Genomic DNA, 21,057 nt, shown 5'->3' on the forward strand with positions numbered 1-21,057 from the left:
TAGTCGTCCTTAAAGTGCGGTGTCAGGAAATGCAGGCGGCGTTGATGGCGCCGATGGACAGCGAGATGGCGCCCAGCAGGCCGCCAAACGCGGTGTTGCCCGATTCAATATGGTCTTGCGCCATGCGCAGCGCGCGCGTGGTGCAGAAGTACGCCAGGATCTGCACCGCCATGGCGCCGAAGGCCCACAGGAAAAACTGCTGGTAGTCAGCCGTGTGCATCAGGCTGGAAGCGATGGTCATCGAGAAGCCGAGCAGCGCGCCGCCCAGCGACAGCGCCGCCGCGTTGTTCCCCTGCCTGATCAGCAGCACCTCGTTGTAGGGCGTGAGGCGGGTGTAGATCATAAAGAACATCACCAGCAGCAAAGCGGCCAAAAACAGGTGTATCACATAGTTTAGGATGGGCGGCACGGCGTTCCTCGGTTAAAGTGGCTATCCTGATAATTGTTCATCATAAGACATTCGCACCCACATGACAAAAAAGATTCTGATCCTGTCCGTCTTCGTGGTGGCATCCTGCGGCCTGGCTTACGAACTGATCGCCGGCGCGCTGTCCAGCTATCTGCTGGGCGACTCCATCCTGCAATTCTCCACCATCATCGGCTGCTACCTGTTTGCCATGGGCGTGGGCGCCCACCTGTCCAAATACGTGAAGGACGAGGACGTGCTGGCGCGCTTCGTCGACATCGAACTGGCCGTGGGCCTGATCGGCGGCGTTTCTGCCGCGCTGCTGTTCCTCACCTTCTCGTGGATGACCGCGCCGTTCCGAGGCCTGCTGTACACCACCGTGTTCATGATCGGCTGCATGGTGGGCATGGAAGTGCCGCTGGTGATGCGCGCGCTGAACGAGCGCAATACCGAATTCAGTGAACTGGTCAGCCGCGTGCTGACCTTCGACTACCTGGGCGCGCTGGCCGTGTCGCTGCTGTTTCCGCTGGTGCTGGCGCCTTACCTGGGGCTGGTGCGCACCGGCTTCCTGTTCGGCATGCTCAATGTCGGCGTTGGCTTGTGGACCATCTACGTGTTCCGCGCGGAGCTGGCCAACGTCACCGGCCGCGTGCTGCGGGCCTCCGTGGTGATGTGCGTGCTGCTGTTCGGCTTCGCCTCGGCGGACCGCATGACGCACTGGGGCGAGCACGGCCTGTTCGGCGACGAAATCGTCTACTCCACCACCACGCCCTACCAGCGCCTGGTCATCACGCGCTGGAAGGACGACCTGCGCCTCTACATCAACGGCAACCTGCAATTCTCCTCGCGCGACGAGTACCGCTATCACGAGGCCCTGGTGCACCCGGTGATGGAGGCGCTGCCGTGGGCCAGGCGCGTGCTGGTGCTGGGCGGCGGCGACGGCCTGGCGCTGCGCGAAATCCTGCGCTACCCCAACGTCGAGCAGGCCACCGTGGTAGACCTGGACCCGGCCATGACAGGCGCCTTCACCACGCGCGAGGAGCTGGTGAAACTGAACGGCGGCTCCTTCCGCGACAAGCGCGCCCGCGTCATCAACGCCGACGCGGCGGTGTGGCTGCAGAACTCCACCGAGATGTTCGACGCCGTCATCATCGACTTCCCCGATCCATCCAGCTTCGCGCTGGGCAAGCTGTACTCGGTGCCCTTCTACGGCCTGGTCAAGAAGCACCTGGCGGCCAAGGGCCTGGTGGTGGTGCAGTCCACCTCGCCGTTCTTCGCGCCGCATGCCTACTGGACCGTCAATTCCACGCTGAACGAGGTGGGTCTCGCAACCCACCCTTACCACGCCTACGTTCCTTCGTTCGGCGAATGGGGCTTCATCCTGGCGTCGCCGCAGCTGGAATACATGCCACCCACTTCCTACAAGCTGCCAATGCGCTACCTGAACGCGGACACCACGCGCGAAATGTTCATCTTCCCGCCGGATATGAAGCCACTGAAGATGGAGCCCAACCGCCTCAACACGCAGTCCCTCGTGCATGAATTCGAGCAGGACTGGCGTCAGGTGATACGCTGATGCTGCGCCGTTCCTTCCTGGTCTGGGCCGGCGCCAGCGGGCTCGCCGCCGCAGGCAGCGTGGCGGCCTTCCAGCGCTGGCAGGAGATCACGCCCACGCTGCATTTCCCCGGCCGCGACGAAGGCCACTTTATGCGCGACCGGCACGCCTTGCCGCCGCCGTCCGAGGTGCTGGAAACGGACGTCGCCATCTTCGGTTCCGGCATCGGCGGCATGTCGGCTGCGTGGAAGCTGAACAAGCTGGGGAACAAGGACTTCCTGATGGTGGATGGCCCCCAGCCCTATGGCAACGCGGCCGGCGGCCGCTTCGGCGACCTTGAATATCCCACCGGCGGCCACTACCTGCCGCTGCCCTCGCCGGAGTCCGTCCATGTGCGCGAAATCCTGGCGGACCTGGGCGTGATCCAGCGCGATCCCTTTGGTGAAAAGCCGTACTACGACGAGCGTTTCCTGCTGCACGCGCCGGAAGAACGCCTGCTGTACAAGGGAAAATGGCAAGAGGGCTTTATTCCCACCGAAGGCGTGCCGCCCGGGGAACTGGCGGAGCACAAGCGCTTTTTCGCCGAAGTGGAGCGCCTGCGCCAGACGCGCGGCAGCGACGGGCGCCGGATTTTCGTCTTCCCCACCGTGCAGTCCTCGGAGGATCCCGAGTGGCGCAAGCTGGATGGCATCACGCTCAAGCAGTGGCTGGAGCGGAACGGCTACCAGTCGCCCACGCTGCACTGGTATCTGAACTACTGCTGCCGCGACGACTACGGCGCGCGCTACGACCAGGTGTCCGCTTGGGCAGGCCTGCACTACTACTGCAGCCGCTGGGGCCACGCCGCCAATGCGGAAAACGGCACCTGGCTCACCTGGCCGGGCGGCTTGCAGCCGCTGGCTTCCGGCATGGAGCGCGCTTCCGGCGTGAAGCGCGTGGGCGGCACCGTGGTGTCGCTGAAGCGCACGAACGCAGGCATCGAAGCGCTGTGCTTCCGTCTTGAAAACGGCAAGCCCCGCAGCTACCTGATGAAAGCGCGCAAGGCGATTTGCGCCATGCCGCTGTACGTGGCCGAGCGCGTGGTGGAAGGCATACGCGAAATGGGCTACGAGCCGCAGCGCGACACGCCCGTCTATTCGCCGTGGATGGTGGCCAATTTCCTGCTCAAGCGCTTTCCGGAGGAACTGCCGCGCGCGCCGCTGGCGTGGGACAACGTGGTCTACCAGGAGCCGGGACTGGGGTTTGTGGTGTCCACGCATCAGGACATCCGCGTTACGCCGCCGGAGAAAACCGTGTTCAGCGCCTACGTGGCGCTGTCCCACCGCACGCCAGTGAGCGCGCGCCGCTGGATGGTGACGGCCACGCCGGCCGAGCTGCTGGAGCTGGCCAGCGCCGATCTGAAGATGGCCTACGGCGCCCAGTTCGCGTCCTGCGTTGAACGCGTGGACATCACGCTGCGCGGACACGCCATGGCGGCGCCGCTGCCCGGCTTCCGCAGCAATTCCGGCCTGAAAGCGCTGCGCGAAATCGATGGCCCCATCCTCTTTGCGCATGCCGACCTGTCGGGCTTTTCCGTTTTCGAGGAGGCCGCGTGGTGGGGCTGCCGCGCCGCGCAGCTGGCGGCGAAATAATCACCTATGTGATTATTGTATAGATCTTGCGTGATTATTCATATTTCCATAGTAGCTGCGGAACTTACACTCGCTGGCAATAACCATAACTAGATTCCCGGAGAGAGTAATGAACAAAGCATACGCACTAGGCGTGTTGCTGGCCGCAGGCATGGCCAACGCTGAAACACTGCTGCGCATCGACGCCAGCGCCCCCGCCAAAACCCCGCTTGAAAACCAGCTGCAAATGGGCGCATCCGTGTCGCCTGCCGGCGTCAAGCTGGGCGTCAACAGCCAGTACCTGACCCGCGGCGGCAAGCCGTGGCTGCCGGTGATGGGCGAGTTCCACTACACCCGCACTCCCGCCGCCGAATGGGAAACGGAGCTGCGCAAAATGAAGGCGGCCGGCATCGACGTTGTCGCCACCTACGTGATCTGGTCCCACCACGAACAGCGCGACGGCCAGTTCGACTGGAAGGGCCAGCGCGACCTGCGCCGCTTCGTGCAGCTGGCCGCCAAGGCCGGGCTGGAAGTTGTGGTGCGCATGGGGCCGTGGGTGCATGCCGAAGTGCGCTACGGCGGCATCCCCGACTGGGTGGTGAACGCCATGCCCACCCGCAGCAACGACCCGCAATACATGAGCCATGCGGAGCGCCTGTACCAGCAGACCGCCGCGCAGATCAAGGGCTTGCTGTGGAAGGACGGCGGCCCGGTGATCGGCGTGCAGCTGGAGAACGAATACAACCTGGACGGCCCGGGCGAGGGCGCCGCGCACATCAGCGCGCTCAAGGCGCTCGCGCGCAAGGCCGGCGTGGATGTGCCGCTGTACACCGTCACCGGCTGGGACCAGACCGTTTACCCGTCCGGCGAAGTAACGCCGGTGTTCGGCGGCTACCCGGACGAACCCTGGGCCAAGAGCACCAAGGAACTGCCGCCCAAGGAAACCTACGCCTTCCGCTTCGACAGCCGCGTGAGCGGCGACCTGGGCGCGCAGACCTCGCGCAAGGGCAAGGGCACGGCCGACACCGACATGGAAAGCACACCCTTCCTGGGCGCGGAATACGGCGCGGGCCTGCCGTTCATGTACCGCCGCCGCACCGTGGTGTCGCCGGACGATATCGCGTCCATGCTGCCGGTGCAGTTGGGCTCCGGCGTGAACCTGATCGGCTACTACATGTTCCACGGCGGCCGCAATCCCATGGACCTGACCTCGCTGGAAGAAAGCTCGCTGTCCGGCGGCTACAACGACACGCCGATGATCAGCTACGACTTCCAGGCGCCGCTCGGCCCGGACGGCCAGCAGCGTCCCGTGCTGGCCAAGCTGCGCCCCTACCATCTGTTCATGCGCGATTTCGGCGACCGCCTGGCGCCCATGACGGTGCGCAAGCCGGATGTGACGCCGGCCGGCCCGGAAGACCTGGCCACGCCGCGTTTCGCCTTGCGCAGCAAGGGCGACAGCGGTTTCCTTTTTGTCAGCAACCACGTGCGCCAGTACGCCATGCCGGCGCAAAAGCAGCTGCGTTTTTCGGTACAGCTGCCCGGTAGTACCAAGACCTTCCCGCGCCAGCCGGTGGATGTGGCCAATGGCAGCTACTTCATCTGGCCTGTGAATATGGACCTGGACGGCACCCGCCTGTCCTACGCCACCGTGCAGCCGGTGGCGCGCCTGGACAACGGCAAGGCAGGCATCACCTATGTGTTCGCCGCCAACGCCGGCGTGCCGGTGGAGCTGGCGTTTGAAGGCGCAGCAGCGAATCGCCTGTCCGCGCCCGGCGCGCGTATCGCAAAGGCCGGCAGCGAAGCCGATGGCGATGTCGTGGTCGAGGGCATCACCCCCGGCACCGGCGCGGCCGTCACCATACAGCGCGGGCAAAAGCCGCCCGTCACGCTGCTGGTGCTCACGCCGCAGCAGGCAGAAAGCATGACGGTGGAGCAGTTCGCCGGCCAGCGCCGCCTGGTGCTGAGCGCGCAGCAGACCTGGTTCGACAACGGCGCGCTGCGCATGCGCTCGGACGGCGACGCCGCGTTCCGCTTCGCCGTCTACCCGGCGCTGCCGAAGGCGCCCAAGTCCAGCGTGGCGCTGCGCGCCAGCACGGACGGCGTGTTCCAGGCCTTCGATGCCAAGCTGCCTGAGCGCCGCCTGGAAGCGAAGATCACGCCGGTGCGCGAAGCGAAGAATATCGGACCGGTGGTGGTGGGCGGCCTGGCGCATGCCGCCGTGCAGCCTATCCCCGAATCCTTCCGCAACGCCGCCGCCTGGCGCATCGACCTGCCGCAAGGCGAGAAGAACGCGCTGGTGGAACTGGACTTCGTGGGCGACATCGGCCGCCTGTTCAACGGCACCCGCATGCTGGACGACTGGTATTACAGCGGCTACGGCTGGCAGTTCGCCGTGGAGCATGCAGGCAAAGGCCCGCTGGCCTTGTCGGTGCTGCCGCTGCGCGCCGACGCGCCCATCTATCTTCCCAAGGAAGGCCGCCCCGATTTCGGCGGCAAGCAGCAGGTAGCGCAGCTGCGCGGCGTGAAAATCACGCCGGTCTACACGCTGGCAGTACAACCATAAAAAAATCATAAACGGAGAGGGAGTTCACATGAAACAAAAGAAGCTCAGCTGGCTGATCGCCAGTCTGTTCACGATGCCGCTCGCCTGTACGGAAGCGATGGCCCAGTCGCAGCCAGCGGCGGAAGCGGTGCAGCAAGTCACCGTGTCCGGCATCCGCAGCTCGGTGCGCAATGCGCTGGCGGTCAAGGAAGCCTCCAACAGCATGGTGGAGGTAATCGCCTCCGAGGACATCGGCAAGCTGCCGGACACCACCATCGCCGAATCGCTGGCGCGCCTGCCCGGCCTGTCGTCCGGCCTGGACCGGGGCAACGCCAGCCAGATCGTGGCGCGCGGCCTCGGCCCGCGCTTCATCGGCGCCACGCTGAACGGCCGCGAGCTGGCCTCGTCCGAACCGGCGCGCGCGGTGCGCTTCGAGCAGTTCCCGTCCGAGTCGCTGAGCGGCGCCACCGTCTATAAAACGCAATCCGCCGAGCTGGTGGAAGGCGGCGTGGCCACCACCATCGACCTGCAGACAGTGCAGCCGCTGAAGTACAGCGGCCGCCAGGCCACGCTGCGCGCCGACGCACTGTACTACCCCATCTCCAAGGACGTGCCGGGCGCAGACAAGACCGCCCCGCGCGTGGGCGGCGTCTATATCGACCAGTTCAACGACCGCACCGTGGGCGTGGCGCTGGCCTTCAGCTACCAGGACCAGCCTTCGGTGCAGAAGAACATCAAGCACTGGGGTTTTAACGAAGACCACTCCGGCGACCTGAATGGCGACGGCAAGGTGGACAAGTCGCCATGGGGCTTCGAGGACGGCGTCAAGCGCGGCAACGACAAGCGCTCCAGCGTATTGGGCAAGGTCGAATTCAAGGCCAGCCCGGACGCCTTCATCACGGCCGACGCCTACTACTCGCAGGCGAAGATCCGCGAGCCGGGCCTGTCGCACTGGAGCGGCGACGTGGGCAACTGGGACGGCTGGCAGAAGGGCAACTACAGCAATGTGGACATCCGCAACGGCTACGTCGTGGGCGCCAGCGTGAAGGACGTGGGCCTGACCACCAACGATACGCTGTGGACGCAGGACATGGACACGCTGGCCCTGGGCCTGAACGGCAAGTTCAACGCTGGCGCATGGAAGCTGGAAGGCGACCTGTCGAGCTCCCGCTCCGGCCGCGACAGCCAGTGGCGCGACCTGCGCCAGTTCAGCAAGAACAACGGTACCATCAGCTGGGCCTTCACCGGCAACGAGCGCCAGGACTACTCCTTCGGCCAGGACACCGGCAACCCCGCCGCCTTCGGCGCGGCCACGCTGTACGTGGACACCGACGGCCACCTGAACGACAAGCTCACCGCGCTGCACCTGAACGCCTCGCGCGACCTGGACGCCGGCCCGCTGAAACGCATCAAGATGGGCGCGCGCGCCACCGACCGCGAAAAGAGCTACGGCCAGACCACCTGGAACCTGTCTCCGAGCGGCACCATCGCCGATTCCGACTACGAACGCGTGGTCGTGAAAGGCTTTGCGCCGTATATCGCGCTGAAGGACTTCATGGGCACCACCACCAAGGTGTTCGGCGCCAGCGCCTTTGATCCAACCGGCCGCGTGAAAACGCAGAACGACCTGCTGTCCGGCTGGAAGGTCACCGAGCGCAGCACCTCGCTGTACGGCCAGGGCGAGCTGGAAGGCGAGAACTATCGCGGCAATGTGGGCCTGCGCGTGGTGCGCACCCGCCAGACCGGCGAGGGCATGCAGTCGCTGAACGGCGCCGCACCCACCGCCGTCAGCGAAGGCAGCAGCTACACCGAGTTCCTGCCCAGCCTGAACCTGATCTTCGGCCTGGACGAAAAGCAGGAGCGCCAGGTGCGTTTCAGCCTGGCCCGCGCCATGTCGCGCGCGCCGCTGGATGAAATGCGCGGTTCGCGCAACCTGAACGTGGACTCGAACCCCGCGCAGCCGCTCACCGGCAGCGCCGGCAACCCCGGCCTGAAACCGATGATGGCCAACCAGGTGGACCTGGCTTACCAGTGGTATTTCGAGAAGGGTTCGCTGCTGTCCGCAGGCCTGTTCTACAAGCAGATCAGCGGCTACATCGGCATCACCGGCGACACCACCACCATCAACGGCCGCAGCGCAGTCATCACGCGTTCGGTGAACGGCGAGGGCGGCAATGTGCGCGGGCTGGAGCTGATCTACCAGCAGTCCTTCGCCAACGGCTTCGGCATCTCCAGCAACTACTCGTACACCGCCAGCGACATCAAGGAGAACTTCCCGGCCGGCCACCCATTCCCGATCGAAGGCCTGATGCGGCATAACGGCGGCGCCACCGTGTGGTACGAACGCGATGGCTACGAGGCGCGCCTGTCGGCCAACTACCACAGCGCCTTCGTGCGCAACCCAACCTGGAGCGCGGGACAGCTGATCGAGAACGAGGCCGAGACTTTTGTGTCCATGAACCTGGCCAAGCAGCTCACGCCGCAGTTGCAGCTGCGCTTCGGCATCGAGAACCTGACCAACCAGAAAGTGGTTTATACCAGCGCCAATAACCCGTACCAGCAGGAAGTGACGGAGTTTGGGCGGCGCTATAACCTGGGTTTGACCTATAAGTTCTGACCCCTGCGGCGGGTTACGGCGCTTCGCGCCTAACCCGCCCTACGGCAATGCAACGATACGATCATTGCCGCCGATATGCCAAATCCGCATAGGTTTGCGCAAACATTGCATATTTCCGTGTTAGGTAGGCGCGCTAGACTGCCATCACACCATCTCTTTTGACCGCCATGAAAATTACCAAGCTGACTACGTACCGTGTGCCACCGCGCTGGATGCTGCTCAAAATCGAAACCGACGAGGGCATCGTCGGCTGGGGCGAACCTGTCATCGAGGGCAAGGCCCGCACCGTGGAAACGGCGGTACAGGAGTTCGAGCCCTACCTGATCGGCCAGGATCCGCGCCGCATCAACGACCTGTGGCAAGTCATGTACCGCGGCGGCTTCTACCGCGGTGGCGCCATCCTGATGAGCGCCATGGCCGGTATCGACCAGGCGCTGTGGGACATCAAGGGCAAGGCCCTGGGCGTGCCGGTGTACGAACTGCTGGGCGGCCTGGTGCGCGACCGCATGAAAACCTATAGCTGGGTAGGCGGCGACCGCCCGGCGGACGTGATCGAAGGCATCCGCACCCTGCGCGAAGCGGGCTTCGACACCTTCAAAATGAACGGCACCGAGGAATTCGGCATTATCGACAGCGCCGCCGCCGTCGACGCGGCAGTGGGCCGCATCGCCGAGATCCGCAGCGCCTTCGGCAACGAAATCGAATTCGGCATCGACTTCCACGGCCGCGTGGCCGCGCCCATGGCCAAAGTGCTGCTGCGCGCGCTGGAGCCCTACCGCCCCCTGTTCGTGGAAGAGCCGGTGCTGGCCGAGCAGGCCGAATACTATCCGCGCCTGGCCGAAATGACGTCGATCCCGCTGGCGGCCGGCGAGCGCATGTACTCGCGTTTCGAATTCAAGAATGTGTTCCATGCCGGCGGTCTGTCCATCGTGCAGCCGGACCTGTCGCACGCGGGCGGCATTACCGAATGCGTGAAGATCGCGGCCATGGCCGAGGCGTATGACATCGCGCTGGCGCCGCACTGCCCGCTGGGTCCCGTCGCGCTGGCGGCCTGCCTGCAAGTGGACTTCGTGTCGCACAACGCCGTGCTGCAGGAGCAGAGCATGGGCATCCACTACAACAAGGGCGCCGAAGTACTGGACTACGTCACCAACAAAGAGGACTTCCACCTCGAAAACGGCTACATCAAGCCGCTGCCGAAACCGGGCCTGGGCGTGGAAATCGACGAGAAGCGCGTGATCGAGGCCAGCAAGAACGCGCCTGACTGGCGCAATCCCCTGTGGCGCCACTTCGACGGCAGCGTGGCGGAATGGTAAGCGGCGCCTCCAGCCCTGCCGACGCCCTGGCTGCGGCGCGGCTGATCGGCATCGACTGGGGCAGCAGCGGCCTGCGCGCCTTCCTGGTCGGCGCCGACGGGCTGGCGCTGGTGGAACGGGCGACTGCGCAGGGCGCGGCCACGCTGTCCGGCGCGGACGCCTACGCGGCGGTGCTGGACCAGGCGGCGGGCGACTGGATGCGCGCCCGTCCCGAATTGCCGGTGCTGGCCTGCGGCATGGTGGGCAGCCAGTACGGCTGGGTGGACGTGCCTTACGCCACCTGCCCGGCGGATGCGCGCGCGCTGGCTTCCGGCATGCGCCGCACGCCGGACGGCACGGCACTCATCATTCCCGGCCTGCTGACGGATGGCGGCGGCCTGCCGCCGGACCTGATGCGCGGCGAGGAAACCCAAATCGTCGGCGCCCTGCAGATGCGGCCCGAACTGCGCGAACAGGCGTGCATCGTCCTGCCCGGCACCCACTCGAAATGGGCGCAGGTGCGCGGCGGCCGCGTGGAGCGCTTCGCCACCCACATGACGGGCGAACTGTACGCCGTGCTGCGCCAGCATTCCGTGCTGGGCCGCCTGATGCAGGATAGCGGCGGCTTCGACGAAGCGGCCTACTGCGAAGGCGTGGAAATGGCGCGCGACGCGGGCCACCTCGGCATGAGCCACCAGATTTTTTCTGCCCGCAGCCTGGGCGTCACCGGCCGTATGCCGGCGCCGGCGCTGGGCGACTATCTTTCCGGCCTGCTGATCGGCCATGAACTGCGCGCCGGCCTGGAATGGCGCGCCGATGCGAAACTGGACCACGCGCCGCTGGCGCTGGTCGGCAGCCCGGCGCTGTGCGTGCGCTACCAGCTGGCGCTCAAGCGTTACAGTGGCGTGCAAGCCCTGGTATTGGACAACACCGCGCCGGCGGGATTACTCAGCCTGGCGCAAGCCGCAGGCGTGATCCCTGCCTGAGGCGCGAAGGAGAATTCAGCATGAACCCATCACTATTCGACAGCGCTTTCGACGCGCTCCCCCTGGTTGCCATCCTGCGCGGCCTGCGCCCGGAGGAAGCCGAAGGCGTGGGCGCCGCCCTCTATGACGCGGGCTTCCGCATGATTGAAGTGCCGCTCAATTCGCCGCAGCCGCTCGAGTCCATCGCGCGCCTGTCGCGCAGCTTGCCTGCGGACGCCCTGCTGGGCGCGGGCACGGTGCTGGGCGTGGAAGCGGTGCACGACGTGAAAAAGGCCGGCGGCCAGCTGATCGTGATGCCGCACGCGGACACGGAAGTCATCCGCGCCGCCAAGGCGGCCGGCATGTTCTGCGTGCCCGGCGCCGCCACTCCCACCGAAGCCTTCGCCGCCCTGCACGCGGGTGCGGACGCGGTCAAGCTGTTCCCGGCCGAACTGGTCACGCCGACGCTGGTGCGCGCCATGCGTGCCGTGCTGCCGCCTGCGCTGCGCTTGCTGCCGGTGGGCGGCATCACGCCGGAAGGCATGGCGGTCTACCGCGCGGCAGGCGTGGCGGGCTTCGGCCTGGGCGGCGCGCTGTACCAGCCCGGCCTGAGCGCGGCCGAAGTCGGTGAACGTGCCCGCGCCTTTGTGCGCGCGTGGCGTGGCTGATGGACCGCGCTGCGCGCCAGGACACGGCCCCCACGGCGGCGCAGGCGCTTGCGCCGGACGCCGGCGTGGACGGTCTGCGCTGGCACGCGGACCGCTGGTGGTGGACCGATCCCGATAGCGTTGCGCTTTATCTGTGGTCGCCCGGCAGTGCGCCGCTGCGCAGCCGCCTGCCGGATTCGGTAAGCGCTTTCGCATTCTGCCGCTCCGGCCGGGTGCTGCTGGCGCAGGCCAAGTGGCTGTGCTTCGCCGACCTGGCCGCGCCGCCGCTGCAAGGCCTGGGACGGCGTCCGCCGCAGCCCGCCATGGCCGTGGACCCGGCCGAGCCGCGCACCGCCATCAGCGACGGCAGCACCGACCGCGCAGGCAATTTTGTTTTCGGCACGGGTACCGCCGCCGGGACGCCTGGCGCGGCATCGCCTGGCAGCGCCGCCGGCACGGCCGGCTTTGCGCCGGCCATCGGCAGTTTTTACCAGTATTCGGCGCGCCATGGCTTGCGCAGGCTGGCGCTGCCCACGGTGGCCGCAGCGAACAGCATTTGTTTCAGTCCGGACGGCCGCATCATGTATTTCAGCGACGCCGCCACCCGCCGCATCCAGCAGTGCGATTATGATGCGGAGGCGGCGCGCGTGGCCAATGTGCGCCTGTTCGCCGACGCGCAGGACGCCCGCCCGCGCGGCGCAGCCGTCGATAGCGCCGGCTGCGTATGGAGCGCGCAGGCGCTGGACGCGGACGGCCACTGCCGCGTGGTGCGCTACGCGCCGGACGGCGCCGCGCTGCGCAGCGAGCTGCTTCCCGCAGCCCAGCCGACCCGGCCCGCTTTCGGCGGTCCCGGCCTGGAGCAGCTGATGGTGGGCAGCGCCGCCGGTTTGCATTTGATGGACGGCGCGGGCGCCAGCGGCCTGGCCTGCACCCTGTTTAACGATATAAAAGAATAGCCCCGAAGAATAGCCCCCAAGAATAACTCACTGGAGACAAGCATGAAGATCAAGCTACTTGCAGCAGCGCTGACGGCCACCCTGGCCGCCGCCGCGTTCACCACCCATACCGCGCAGGCGGCAGACCCGGTCAAGATCGGCTTCCTGGTCAAGCAGGCCGAGGAGCCGTGGTTCCAGGACGAGTGGCGCTTTGCCGAGCAGGCCGCCAAGGAGAAGGGCTTCACGCTGGTGAAAATCGGTGTGCCGAACGGCGAAAAAATGATGGCCGCGATCGACAACCTGGCCGCGCAAAAAGCGCAGGGCTTCGTCATCTGCGCGCCGGACGTGAAACTGGGCGCGGCCGTCGAGCGCCAGGCCAAGCGCCAGAACCTGAAAGTGATGTCGGTCGACGACCGCCTGGTGGACGGCGCGGGCAAGCCTATCGCCAGCATTCCGCACATGGGCATTTCGGGCTACGAGATCGGCCGCCAGGTCGGCCTGGGCCTGGCCGAGGAAATGAAAGCGCGCGGCTGGAAGCCGGAAGAAGTGGGCGCGCTGCGCATCGCTTACGACCAGCTGCCTACCGCCAAGGAACGCACCCAGGGCGCGGTGGACGCGCTGAAGGAATCCGGCTTCCCGCTGGCGAACATCGTCGATGCGCCGCAAAGCCGTACCGACACCGAAAGCGCCTTCAACGCCGCGAATATCGCGCTCACCAAGCAGGCCCGCTTCAAGCGCTGGGTGGCCTTCGGCCTGAACGACGAGGCAGTGCTGGGCGCGGTGCGCGCCGCCGAAGGACGCGGCCTGCGCGCCGACTCGGTGATCGGCATCGGCATCGGCGGCAGCAAGACCGCGCTGAACGAATTCGCCAAGCCTGCCGCCACCGGCTTCTACGGCACCGTGCAGATCAGCCCCAAGCGCCACGGCTATGAATCCTCGCTGATGATGCACCAGTGGATCACCGCCAACCAGGCGCCTGCTGCCGTCACGCTGACCAAGGGCACGCTGATGACGCGCAAGAATCAGGCCGAACTGGTGAAAGCCGGAGGCTAAAAGTGTCCGCGTACCTGCAATTTGAAGACGTCAGCAAAGTCTTCCCCGGCGTGAAAGCGCTGAACGGCGTGAGCTTCGAAGCGCACGCCGGCACCGTGCACGGCCTGCTGGGCGAAAACGGCGCCGGCAAGTCCACGCTGCTGAAAATCCTCGGCGGCCAGTACAAGCCGGACGGCGGCCGCCTGGTGGTGGCCGGCAAGGAGCGCCACTTCACGTCTGCGGCCGATGCGATTGCCGCCGGCGTGGCGGTGATCCACCAGGAGCTGCAATACGTGCCTGAGCTGACCGTGGCCGAGAACGTGCTGCTGGGCCGCCTGCCCACGCGCTTCGGCCTGGTGGACCACAAGGCCGCGCAGCAGCTGGTCACGCGCCGCCTGGCCGAACTGGGCGTGGACCTCGATCCGGCCGCGCGCCTGGCCGACCTGTCCATCGCGCAGCGCCAGATGGTGGAGATCTGCAAGGCGCTGATGCAGGACGCGCAAGTGATCGCCTTCGACGAACCCACCAGCAGCCTGTCGCACCGCGAAAGCGAAGTGCTGTTCCGCCTGGTGCGCGAGCTGCGCGCCGACGGCCGCACCATCATCTACATCTCGCACCGCCTGGAAGAGCTGTACGCGCTGTGCGACACCTGCACCATCTTCCGCGACGGCCGCAAGATCGTCACCCATCCGGTGATGGCGGACGTGCCGCGCGAGCGCCTGATCGCCGACATGGTCGGCCGCGAAGTGAACGACATTTACGACTACCGCACCCGCCCCGCGCACGGCGAGCGCCTGTCGGTGCGCGGCCTGGACGGCGCGGCGCTGGACGGCCCCACCAGCTTCAGCGTGCGCGGCGGCGAAGTGCTGGGCTTCTTCGGCCTGGTGGGCGCCGGCCGCAGCGAATTGATGCGCCTCCTGTACGGCGCCGACCGCCGCAGCGCCGGCCAGGTGCTGCTGGACGGGAAAGCCGTCTCCGCCAGCGGCCCGTCCGCCGCCATCGCGGCCGGCATCGTGCTGTGCCCGGAGGACCGCAAGGAGCAGGGCATCCTGGCGCGCGCCTCGGTGGCCGAGAACATCAACATCAGCTGCCGCCGCAACAGCCTGCTGGGCGGGCTGTTCCTGCGCCACAAGGAGGAAGCCGCGCGCGCCGATGACTTCATCCGCCGCCTGCGCATCAAGACCCCGAACCGCGAGCAGGAAATCCGGCTGCTCTCCGGCGGCAACCAGCAGAAGGTCATCCTGGCGCGCTGGCTGGCCGAACCGGACTTGAAAGTGCTGATACTCGACGAGCCCACGCGCGGCATCGACGTCGGCGCGCGCAACGAGATCTATCGCATCATCCATGAAGTGGCCGAACGCGGCTGCTGCGTCATCGTCATCTCCAGCGACCTGCCGGAAGTGCTGGGCGTGGCCGACCGCGTGCTGGTCATGCGCGAAGGCCGCATCAGCGGCGAACTGTCCCGCGCGGACGCCAGCGAAACCGCCGTGCTGCGCCTGGCGCTGCCGGACGCCGCCGCCGCTGCGGCGCCCCCTACCACGACCGAACACACCCCATCCCGGAGTTTGCAATGAACAGCCTGAGTTCCAATCCATCCGCCGCGCCGGAAGCGCCGGCGTCCGCCCCTGCTGCCACGGCCCAGCGCAAGCACGCCTGGCTGGCCGACTACAGCATGCCGCTGCTGTACATCGCCCTGTTCACGGTGCTGGCCCTGACGGTGGAAAACTTCTTCTCGGCCGGTAACGTGGTCGGCCTGATGCTGTCGGTGGCGCAGATCGGCATGGTCGCCTGCACCATGATGCTGTGCCTGGCCTCGCGCGACTTCGACCTGTCGGTCGGCTCCACCATCGCCTTCTCCGGCGTGCTGGGCGCCATGCTGCTGGAACGCACCGGCAGCGTGACGGTGGCCGTGATCGGCGGCCTGGCTGCCGGCGCGCTGATCGGCGCCGGCAACGGCGTGCTGATCGCCTACCTGCGCATCAATGCGCTGATCGCCACGCTGGCCACCATGCTGATGGTGCGCGGCCTGGCCTTCATCGCCTCGCAGGGCCAGGCTGTGGGCATCGCCAACGACGCCTTCATCAGCTTCGGCGACGCGCGCGTGTTCGGCCTGCCGCTGCCGGTGATCGTGGTGGCGGTGTGCTTCCTGGTGTTCGGCGTGCTGCTTAACCACACGGTCTTCGGCCGCAACACGCTGGCCGTGGGCGGCAACCCGGAGGCCGCGCGCCTGGCCGGCGTGAAGGTGGAAAGGCTGCGCGTGTGGATCTTCCTGCTGCAAGGTCTGGTCACCGCCATGGCGGGCCTGATCCTGGCTTCGCGCATCACCAGCGGCCAGCCGAATGCGGCGCAGGGCTTTGAGCTGGACGTGATTTCGGCCTGCGTGCTCGGCGGCGTGTCGCTGCAAGGCGGCAAGGCGCGCATCATCGGCGTGCTGGTGGGCGTGCTGATCATGGGCACCGTGGAAAACGTGATGAACCTGATGAACGTTGATGCGTTCTACCAGTACCTGGTGCGCGGCCTGATCCTGCTGGCCGCCGTGCTGCTGGACCAGCTCAAGACGCGCGGCGCCGGCGGCCACCGCGACTGATCGCGGCGGTTCCGGCGGGTTACGCGCCAGGCGCTAACCCGCCCTACGGTGTACGGATGCGTAGGGCGGGTTAGGCGCAGCCGTAACCCGCCAGGCGCTGCAAGGAAGGAATGCATATGCCAGGCAGAATCAAAGACAAGGTCGCCATCGTCACCGGCTCCACGCTGGGCATAGGCGCGGCGGTGGCGCGCCTGTTCGCGCAGGAGGGCGCCTTCGTGGTGCTCAACAGCCACCGCGACGACGAGGCGGCCGCCGCCATGCGCGCGGAACTCGATCCCGCCCGCACGCTGTTCGTGCAGGGCGATATCGCCGACAAGGCCGCCGTGCAGGCGCTGGCCGAGCAGGCCGTGGCCCGCTTCGGCCGCATCGATATCGTGGTCAACAACGCGGGCGTGAACATGTTCACCGATCCGCTGGAGATGACGGACGAGCAATGGCACCGCTGCTTCGCGGTCGACCTGGACGGCGCCTGGAACGTCACGCGCGCGGCGCTGCCGCACATGCTGGCGCAGGGCGCGGGCAGCGTGGTCAATATCGCCTCCGTGCACGGTCACAAGATCATCCCCGGCACCTTCCCCTACCCGGTGGCCAAGCACGCGCTGATCGGCCTGACCCGCTCTCTGGGCATCGAATACGCGGCGCGCGGCATCCGCGTGAACTCGATTTCGCCCGGCCTGATCATGACCGAAAACGTGGAAGCCTGGCTCGCGTCCAGCCCCGATCCGGAGGCCGAACGCGCCCGGCAGGCCGCTTTGCTGCCGCCGCGCCGCATCGGCGAGCCCAGCGAAGTGGCCTATACGGCGCTGTTCCTGGCCAGCGACGAAGCCCGATTTATCAACGCAACGGACATCCTGATTGACGGTGGCAGGTCGCAGCTCTATCATGAGTAACGACTTTTAGCCGCATAGGCCTGCATGCCCGACCCACGTTCCGACCGTTTTGTCCGTTCACACCTGAAGACGCGCCACCTGGTTCTGCTGGTAGAACTGGGCCGGCACGGCTCCATTCTGCACGCCGCGCAAGCCGCCAACCTGACCCAGCCCGCCGCTTCCAAGCTGCTGGGCGAGCTGGAACACGCCCTGAACGTGCAGCTGTTCGAGCGCCTGCCGCGCGGCGTGGTGCCGACCTGGTACGGCGAGGTGATGATACGGCGCGCCAGCGCGGCGCTGGCGGAAATGGACGCGGCCCACCAGGAAGTGATGGAGCTGCTGTCCGGCCTGAGCGGCCGTGTGTCGCTGGGCACGGTGCTCACGCCGTCCGCCGGGCTGGTGACGGACGCCGTGAAACTCCTCAAGCGCCGCAACGCGCGCCTGCAGGTGGCCATCACCGTGGACACCAGCAAGGTGCTGGCCGAGCGCCTGCGCGCGGGCGAGCTGGATCTGGTGATCGGCCGCATTCTCGACACCGCGCTGACCGCCGAACTGAATTTCGAACCGCTGACCGACGAGCCGCACAGCGTGATCGCCGGCGCCGGCCACCCCCTGGCCGGACGCACCGACCTGCAGCTGGCCGATTTGTCGCGCGAAGGCTGGGTACTGCCTCCTGCCGGCAGCATCCTGCGCGACCGCCTGACCGCGCTGTTCCTGTCGCAAGGCCTGGAGCCGCCGTCGGAAACCGTGGAAACGCTGGCGCTGCCGGTGGTGACCAATCTGCTGAGCGGCAGCCGCATGGTGGCGGCGCTGCCGGAGGAGCTGGTGCGGCCCTACCTGGACGCGGGCCTGCTGGTGGTGCTGCCCTATGACCTTGGCCTGCGCATGGATTTGTACGGCATTGTCACGCGCCGCCAGCACCAGCTGTCGCCCGGCGCGGAAGCCATGCTCTCCACCTTGCGCGAAGTGGCCGCCATGCGCTACCCGGCGCGCTCCTGAAAGCCCGGATGAAATCCCCCACCAAAGCCCTGGAGCTGTTCCGCCTTCCCGACGATTTCACGCTGCGCGACGCGGACGCGTCCCGCCAGCCGCTGGGGGACTGCGACAAGGGGGACCACAAGGACGCTACCGCGGCGCTGCTCGAACGCGTCGCGGCGCTGCAGCCCATGCTGAACGCCCAGCGCAAGCACAAGGTGCTGCTGGTGCTGCAGGGCATGGACGCGTCGGGCAAGGACGGCGCGGTGCGCAGCCTGTTCGGCGCCATCAACCCGGTTGGCCTGCGGGCGGTGTCGTTCAAGGCGCCCACCGAAATCGAACTGGCCCATGACTACCTGTGGCGCGTGCACCGCGAAGTGCCCGCCAAAGGGGAGCTGACGGTGTTCAACCGCAGCCATTACGAGGACGTGCTGATTACCCGCGTGCAGGGCATGGTTGACGCCAAGGAGTGCAAGCGCCGCTACGCCCATATCCGCGATTTCGAGCGCATGCTGGCGGAGACCGGCACCACTATCATCAAGGTCTTCCTGCACATCTCCAGGGATGAACAGCGCACCCGTTTGCAGGCGCGCCTGGACGATCCTGCCAAGCAGTGGAAGCTGGACCCGGCGGACTTCGAGCTGCGCAAGAAATGGCGCGCCTTCGAGCGCGCCTACGAGGACGCCCTGCGGGAAACCGACTCGGATCACGCGCCCTGGTACGTGGTGCCGGCCGACTCCAAGCCGCACCGCGACCTGGCCATCGCCTCCATCCTGCTGGAGACCCTGGAAGGCCTGAAACTGAAATGGCCCAAGCCCGATCCGGCCCTGCTGGCAATCAAGATCAGGTAAATTCAGGCGCCCTGCAAGCGTGCCGCCTCTGTGGCATAGTAAGCGACGGTAATCACTATGCACGGAGCCTCCTATGCAATTGAAAGATCCCACCCTGCTGCGCCAGCAAGCCTATATCAACGGCGTCTGGACCGATGCCGACAACGGCAAAACGCACGCTGTACACAACCCCGCCACGGGTGAACTGGTCGGCACCATGCCGGACTGCGGCGCCGCTGAAACGCGCCGCGCCATCGAGGCCGCCAACGCCGCCTGGCCTGCCTGGCGCAAGAAAACCGCCAAGGAGCGCGCCGCCGTGCTGCGCAAGTGGGCCGACCTGATCGTGGAGAACACGGACGACCTGGCGCTGCTGATGACCACCGAACAGGGCAAGCCGCTGGCCGAAGCCAAGGGCGAAGTGGTGTTCGGCGCGTCCTTCATCGAGTGGTTCGCGGAAGAGGGCAAGCGCGTCGCGGGCGACACGCTGGCTTCGCCCTGGCCGGACCGCCGCCTGATCGTGACCAAGGAGCCGATCGGCGTATGCGCCGCCATCACGCCGTGGAATTTCCCGACTGCCATGATCACCCGTAAAGCCGGCCCGGCGCTGGCGGCGGGCTGCCCCATGGTGCTGAAACCGGCCGAGGCCACGCCGTTCTCGGCGCTGGCGCTGGCCGTGCTGGCCGAGCGCGCGGGCGTGCCGCCGGGCGTGTTCAGCGTGGTCACCGGTTCGCCCAAGGCCATCGGCGGCGAAATGACCAGCAATCCCATCGTGCGCAAGCTCACCTTCACCGGCTCCACCGGCGTGGGCCGCCTGCTGATGGAGCAATGCGCGCCCACTATCAAGAAGCTGTCGCTGGAACTGGGCGGCAACGCGCCCTTCATCGTGTTCGACGACGCCGACCTGGACGCGGCGGTGGAGGGCGCCATCGCCTCCAAGTACCGCAACGCGGGCCAGACCTGCGTGTGCGCCAACCGCATCTATGTGCAGGACGGCGTGTATGAAGCGTTTGCCCAGAAGTTCGTGGCGGCGGTGTCCAAGCTGAAAGTGGGCGACGGCACCGAGCCGGGCGTGACGCAGGGGCCGCTGATCGACGCCAAGGCGGTGCTGAAGGTGGAGGAGCACGTGGCCGACGCGCTGGCCAAGGGCGGCCGTTTGCTGCTTGGCGGCAAGCGCCACGCGCTGGGCCACAGCTTCTTCGAGCCCACCGTGATCGCCGACGTGACGCCGGCCATGCGCGTGTCGGACGAGGAAACCTTCGGCCCGCTGGCGCCGCTGTTCCGCTTCCATACGGACGAGGAAGCCGTGGCCCTGGCCAACAATACCGAGTTCGGCCTGGCCAGCTACTTCTATTCGCGCGACATCGGCCGCATCTGGCGCGTGTCCGAAGGGCTGGAGTCGGGCATGGTGGGCGTGAACACGGGCCTGATTTCCAACGAAATCGCGCCCTTCGGCGGCGTCAAGCAGTCCGGCCTGGGCCGCGAAGGGTCGATTTACGGCATGGAAGACTATCTGGTCATCAAGTACATCTGCCTGGGCGGAATTTAATCGCTCTTGGCCGGCGGCTGCAGCAGGTGCAGCAGCTGCTGGCTCAGCTGTTCATAGCGCGCGCCGTCCTGCTGGCGCAGCGTGCGCAGGTAGTCCGCGATCCTTTCCCCGCTGATATCGCCCGCCGCCAGGTAGTGCCGCTCCAGCTTCATGCGCTGGATGTCGGCGTTGGCCAGGCGCAGCTTGCCCAGCGGACTGTTCTCGTCCGCCGGCACGTCCTTCATCGCTTCCAGCAGCACTTCCGTGATCCAGCCCAGCTGGCTGCCGTAGGAGGCGCGCTTGAACGCCGCCTGCTCGATCACGCCGTCGCCCGCCGCACGCGGGATGGCGTTGAAAAACCGGTCCAGCTCGATGTCCTGCCTCACGCTGCCGCTCCAGGGCAGGAAAAACTGCGGCGACCAATTCCAGAACAGGGGAAACATGGCGACCTCCTAGGGATAAGTAGCTACGGGGAAAGAGCCGAGGGCATCGGCAACAGCAGCAGGGCGATGGCGATCAGCGCCAACAGGATGACGGTGTGCAGCAGGCGGTGGGAACGGGGATGGCGGCGCATGGGGATACTCAGCTTGAGTGAGGTAAGCTGCCATTTTGCTGGCGCGGCGGTGGGCGGGGTTTAATCTGCATCAATAGTGCGGCAGTTAAGTGT

17 protein-coding genes are annotated in these 21,057 nt (G+C 66.7%); 15 read left to right on the forward strand and 2 right to left on the reverse strand.

Annotated elements, in window-relative coordinates; all coding sequences use genetic code 11:
* Positions 1-22: 22 nt before the first annotated feature.
* The gene (locus KT882_RS01795) at positions 23-409 is read right to left on the reverse strand and encodes a DUF350 domain-containing protein (protein ID WP_228894201.1); all 387 of its coding nucleotides are present in this window, start codon (positions 407-409) and stop codon (positions 23-25) included.
* A gap of 61 nt (positions 410-470) precedes the next feature.
* On the opposite strand from KT882_RS01795, the gene KT882_RS01800 reads away from it, so the two are divergent.
* The 15 genes from KT882_RS01800 to gabD all read left to right on the forward strand — a co-directional run bounded on the left by KT882_RS01800 (position 471) and on the right by gabD (position 20,411).
* Positions 471-1,982, forward strand: coding sequence for a polyamine aminopropyltransferase (locus KT882_RS01800; RefSeq protein ID WP_161070229.1), 1,512 nt, complete (start codon positions 471-473; stop codon positions 1,980-1,982).
* Entirely contained in the window at positions 1,982-3,592 is a 1,611-nt protein-coding gene (locus KT882_RS01805; RefSeq protein ID WP_228894202.1) for an NAD(P)-binding protein, read from the forward strand. Before KT882_RS01800 ends, KT882_RS01805 begins: the two co-directional genes overlap by 1 nt.
* Before the next feature lie 109 nt (positions 3,593-3,701).
* Positions 3,702-6,134, forward strand: coding sequence for a beta-galactosidase (locus KT882_RS01810; RefSeq protein ID WP_228894203.1), 2,433 nt, complete (start codon positions 3,702-3,704; stop codon positions 6,132-6,134).
* A 28-nt stretch (positions 6,135-6,162) separates the two neighbouring features.
* A complete protein-coding gene (locus tag KT882_RS01815; protein ID WP_228894204.1) occupies positions 6,163-8,730 on the forward strand; it encodes a TonB-dependent receptor in 2,568 nt (855 codons plus the stop codon).
* 167 nt (positions 8,731-8,897) lie between these two features.
* The gene (gene dgoD, locus KT882_RS01820; protein ID WP_161070225.1) at positions 8,898-10,046 is read left to right on the forward strand and encodes a galactonate dehydratase; all 1,149 of its coding nucleotides are present in this window, start codon (positions 8,898-8,900) and stop codon (positions 10,044-10,046) included.
* On the forward strand, positions 10,040-11,011 hold the full coding sequence (locus KT882_RS01825; RefSeq protein ID WP_161070224.1) for a 2-dehydro-3-deoxygalactonokinase: 972 nt from the start codon (positions 10,040-10,042) through the stop codon (positions 11,009-11,011). The genes dgoD and KT882_RS01825 overlap by 7 nt, the downstream gene beginning before the upstream one ends.
* Before the next feature lie 20 nt (positions 11,012-11,031).
* On the forward strand, positions 11,032-11,658 hold the full coding sequence (locus KT882_RS01830; RefSeq protein ID WP_161070223.1) for a 2-dehydro-3-deoxy-6-phosphogalactonate aldolase: 627 nt from the start codon (positions 11,032-11,034) through the stop codon (positions 11,656-11,658).
* On the forward strand, positions 11,658-12,593 hold the full coding sequence (locus KT882_RS01835; RefSeq protein ID WP_161070222.1) for an SMP-30/gluconolactonase/LRE family protein: 936 nt from the start codon (positions 11,658-11,660) through the stop codon (positions 12,591-12,593). The genes KT882_RS01830 and KT882_RS01835 overlap by 1 nt, the downstream gene beginning before the upstream one ends.
* 42 nt (positions 12,594-12,635) lie before the next feature.
* Entirely contained in the window at positions 12,636-13,625 is a 990-nt protein-coding gene (locus KT882_RS01840) for an arabinose ABC transporter substrate-binding protein (RefSeq protein WP_161070221.1), read from the forward strand.
* 2 nt (positions 13,626-13,627) lie between these two features.
* Positions 13,628-15,178 carry an L-arabinose ABC transporter ATP-binding protein AraG gene (araG, locus tag KT882_RS01845; protein ID WP_228894205.1) on the forward strand — a complete coding sequence of 517 codons (1,551 nt, stop codon included), beginning with the start codon at positions 13,628-13,630 and terminating at the stop codon, positions 15,176-15,178.
* Complete coding sequence (gene araH / locus KT882_RS01850; RefSeq protein ID WP_161070219.1) at positions 15,175-16,191, forward strand: L-arabinose ABC transporter permease AraH; 1,017 nt, start codon at positions 15,175-15,177, stop codon at positions 16,189-16,191. Before araG ends, araH begins: the two co-directional genes overlap by 4 nt.
* A gap of 116 nt (positions 16,192-16,307) precedes the next feature.
* Positions 16,308-17,081, forward strand: a complete 774-nt coding sequence (locus KT882_RS01855; protein WP_161070218.1) for an SDR family oxidoreductase — start codon at positions 16,308-16,310, stop codon at positions 17,079-17,081.
* Positions 17,082-17,105: 24 nt separating this feature from the next.
* The gene (locus KT882_RS01860; protein ID WP_161070217.1) at positions 17,106-18,059 is read left to right on the forward strand and encodes a LysR substrate-binding domain-containing protein; all 954 of its coding nucleotides are present in this window, start codon (positions 17,106-17,108) and stop codon (positions 18,057-18,059) included.
* 8 nt (positions 18,060-18,067) lie between these two features.
* Positions 18,068-18,886: a PPK2 family polyphosphate kinase gene (locus KT882_RS01865; protein ID WP_161070216.1), complete on the forward strand. Its 819-nt coding sequence runs from the start codon at positions 18,068-18,070 to the stop codon at positions 18,884-18,886.
* Positions 18,887-18,959: 73 nt separating this feature from the next.
* Positions 18,960-20,411: an NADP-dependent succinate-semialdehyde dehydrogenase gene (gene gabD / locus KT882_RS01870; RefSeq protein ID WP_161070215.1), complete on the forward strand. Its 1,452-nt coding sequence runs from the start codon at positions 18,960-18,962 to the stop codon at positions 20,409-20,411.
* Here the strand turns inward: gabD and KT882_RS01875 are convergent.
* Entirely contained in the window at positions 20,408-20,833 is a 426-nt protein-coding gene (locus KT882_RS01875) for a hypothetical protein (protein ID WP_161070214.1), read from the reverse strand. The two genes, gabD and KT882_RS01875, sit on opposite strands and share 4 nt — an antisense overlap.
* Positions 20,834-21,057 lie beyond the last annotated feature (224 nt).

It is taken from the genome of Pseudoduganella aquatica, from assembly GCF_020865585.1.
GTDB classification, from domain to species: domain Bacteria; phylum Pseudomonadota; class Gammaproteobacteria; order Burkholderiales; family Burkholderiaceae_D; genus Rugamonas; species Rugamonas aquatica_A.